The organism is Pedobacter sp. HMWF019 (assembly GCF_003061025.1).
GTDB lineage: Bacteria > Bacteroidota > Bacteroidia > Sphingobacteriales > Sphingobacteriaceae > Pedobacter.
In genome coordinates, this window is sequence record NZ_QAIL01000078.1 from 1 (window position 1) to 3585 (window position 3585).

Sequence of the window (3585 nt, forward strand, 5' to 3'; positions counted from 1 at the left end):
GTTTTGCTTCTTTGAAATAGACATTAATATAGATTCTGGTCTCATGCTTTGGTGTTTTTTTTTGTTGAGCATACGATAAGGAACTGAAAACAAAATATTGCAAGCAGAGAAAAAATAACTTTATATAAATATTTGTTTTTTTCATTTTGGATTAATTTTAGAAAAGAAATTCATCTATCGTTCTGTTGAATTCCTGACAATTGAATTTCTTGTAAGGGAATCGGTAATGTATATCTTTTATCATTGGGGGATAATGAATAAGTAATTCCATTAATAGTCCTGGATAGTACCTTTTGAAATCTCGTCTCTTGGTTTAATCTACGTAGATCCTCCCAACGGATATTGGAGACAAAAGGGAGTTCTTTTCTACGCTCTTTTAAAATGAATTTTAAGACTTCCTCTTGGTTATCCGAATTCACTTTGGTGAAATTATTTGTTTTGTATCTATTAATTAATAGCATGTTTAGATCTGATAGGGCATTAGCTATATTTCCTTCTCTAGCGTTGCATTCAGCACGTATTAAATAGATTTCATTGGTGGCTAAACCAGCGAAGTTTCTTCGGTTTCCCGAGTATGCTCCCCTGAACTTAATATTTAAATCATTACCGAAATAGAATAATTGTTTTCTTAGGTCGGCGTCTTCGTAAGATTGATATAGATCATTTGAAACCAAGCCTTGGGCGGAGGTTAATGGACTAACTACGGGGTATATTAGAGCTTGAGCGTAGAATAAAATTTCAGAATTGGCTTTGCCGAACTCAGAAAATCTATAAGTCAAACTAGTAGAAACAATGGTGTTATAGTCCAATAGATCGGGTCTGATATTTAATGTTTTGTCTGCGAAGTTTTTAGCTAAGTTGTAATTACTCATATTTAAATAGGTCTTTGCTAATAATGCAAATGCAGCTGCGTTAATAGGTCTTTGGAGATAAGACTGCGATGTCGGTAACAGCTTGCTGGCTTCTAGCGCATCATTAATTATTTGTTGGTAGGTAGCATCCAATGAAGCTCGTTTAAAAGTTTCGTTAACGTCAGAATTTAATCTAATTGGTAATCCAAGATCTGTTTCTGCCGTTTTGCTATAAGGTTTACAGAACAATTGTGATAAATTGTAATAAGAAATGGCTCGATGAAATAAGGCCTGTCCCTTTATATTATTATAATCTGCACTTAAAGTGTTATTTTTCTTTAGGCCATCAAGTATTACATTCGCTAATTGGATTACAGTAAAGTAATTATTCCATTCAGTTGAAATACCTCCTTCCCATATTGTATTGTTCCATATGTAAAGGTTTCTAGTAGTTTCGTCATAAGTTTTATATGAATTATCTGTTAAATAGTAATTATCAGCGCCAACTAATCCGGCTGTTGAATATTTTTCATTAAATATTCCTGTATTATCTAACATAGCTTGAAAGTCACTTAGAGTAGTTGGAACAACAGCTCTTTTGTCATTTTTTATATCTAGCCAGTCGTTTTGTTTTTTGCAGTCTATCGTGAACAAGCAAAAAATGAATAGTATCTTAATAGTAAGATGTTTGTTTAGGTTGTTTACTTTCATCTCTTTAGAAATTAGCATTTATACCAAAAGAAAGTGAGAATTGAGGAGGGGTTATACCTCCTTGACCTGCGGCATTTGGGTCAATGCCAAATTTGTTTTTTCTCCATATTATTCCTATGTTATTAGCATATCCAAAGATGTTTAGTCTTGATAGGTTAAGCTTTTTTAGACTTTTTGAAGGTATTTCAAAAGCTAAACGAACATCTTGTAGACGGATATGGTTTCCTGACTCAATTAATACCTCGGAATATTGATAGAATGAATTTCTATAAAAGTCTGATGGATAAACCAATGACGGAACACTTGTGCTCAATTCGTCGCCCGGTTTCTGCCATCTTTGAGTGAAATCTTTATTTTGCCCATTTTGGATGATAGAGGTGTAATTAAGACTACTGCTTGTTCTTCGAAATACATAACCAAGTCGGTAGATTATATTAATTGACAAATTAAACCTGTCAAATGATAGTTCATTACGAAATGAGCCAAATACAGTTGGAATCAAAGATCCATTATACTTTAAGCTATCAGGATTGAAATTGTTAATAATGGACATGTAATCCTCACTTATTTTGCCCCCTAAGTAACCTCTAGGGTTTCCATTTTGTGGATTTAGCCCAGCCCATTTGTAACTAAATAAAGCATACAATGATTTCCCACTTACGGCTCCTGGAGTATAAATGCTACTTGAAGTTCGTGGAGCATCATATTTTACTACTTTGTCATTTAGACTTGTTAATGTGAAAATTGTTTGCCATTTAAATTTTCTATTAAGAATTTGACTTTGTAAAGTGATGTCTATTCCTTTGGTTTCCGTGCTCGCTGTGTTTGCCTGATATGTTGTGAAGCCTGTTTGGGGTGCGAGGGAAGTGGGTTGTACTAAATCTTGTCCATTTTTCTTGTATAGCTCTATAGTACCACTTATAGCATTTTTCTTACTAGAGAATTCAAGGGCAAAATTTATGTTTCTAACTTTTTCCCATCTAAGTTGTGGATTTGGGGCTTTTGTATTTTCGATAATAGGAGCACCGGTAACCAGGCTTGAACTATAAACTCCCGTTAAGTATGCAGTGCCATATTCATAAGTGTTTCCATTGTATCCATATGTTGCTCGTAAACTTAGTATTGGCAACCAATTAAAAGTGTAAAATGACTCTTTGTTTATGTTCCAGCGTATACCAGACGACCATAATGGTGTGATTTTATCATTCGTTTTTGCTCCAAATAGATTAGCTCCATCTTTCCTTGCACTTAAATTGATTGAATATCTCTGATCATAATCATAGGCTGCATTTGCGTAGTATGATACATATCTGTTTAATGTCCCTGTAATTCCTCCACTAGAACCGGGTAGTAAATCGGAACCTGATGGGTTGGTTGGATAACTAGTTTGATAGTTTAAGGTATTATTATAAGTTCCAAATTGATCATTATATCCATAAGATATTTGATTGGTACCTGTAGTTTCTAGCTGTCTAACTTCTGCTCCTGCGATTGCTGTTATTGTATTTTTATTAAAAGTTTGATCATAATTGGCCTGAACTCTGAAATTATGTGCTTGCCATTCATAATTATTTTGTTCTAGTATTCCTCCTTTAGGAAAATTATAGGTTATTGAGTTGTTAGTTGGATTAAATGAACTAAATTTATTTATCAGATCACGAGCATAGTAAGTTGCACTGTTATGAAGATCATACATAGAAATGACCTGCTGTTCATTTTGGTAATTGAGTTGGATGTTTAGGTTCGATATAACTTTATATTTAATGCCAAATTTTAATAATAGGTCTTTTATTTTTGTTTTGTTGTCAGCAAGATTGATTTCATCTAACGGTTTGTAGCTCCAGTCAAGCAATCCACTTTTGCTCATTAGAGCAATGTAATTAGATCTTAAATTTCTAGCTAAAGTACTTGTTCCATTCTCGTCTTTCAGAGTGGCATAAGGAAAAATATTTGCATAGGGTGCTCCAATAGATGTATATGCTCCATAGTAAAAATCATTGTTTGATTTTGTTGTATTTTGACT

Annotated in this window: 2 protein-coding genes; both read right to left on the bottom strand. The window is 33.4% G+C overall.

All coding sequences use genetic code 11. The features are described 5' to 3' along the window. Positions 1 to 170: 170 nt before the first annotated feature. Positions 171 to 1562 (bottom strand): RagB/SusD family nutrient uptake outer membrane protein, encoded by a 1392-nt coding sequence (locus tag DBR11_RS04805; RefSeq protein WP_158275210.1) that lies wholly within the window; start codon positions 1560 to 1562, stop codon positions 171 to 173. A gap of 4 nt (positions 1563 to 1566) precedes the next feature. Next, the coding region (locus DBR11_RS04810) for a TonB-dependent receptor (RefSeq protein ID WP_146186465.1) at positions 1567 to 3585 on the bottom strand (2019 nt) is incomplete at its 5' end.

Coding starts and splice junctions, on each gene's coding strand:
- DBR11_RS04805 (WP_158275210.1), bottom strand. CDS start 1,562: ATGAAAGTAAACAACCTAAACAAACATCTTACTATTAAGATACTATTC.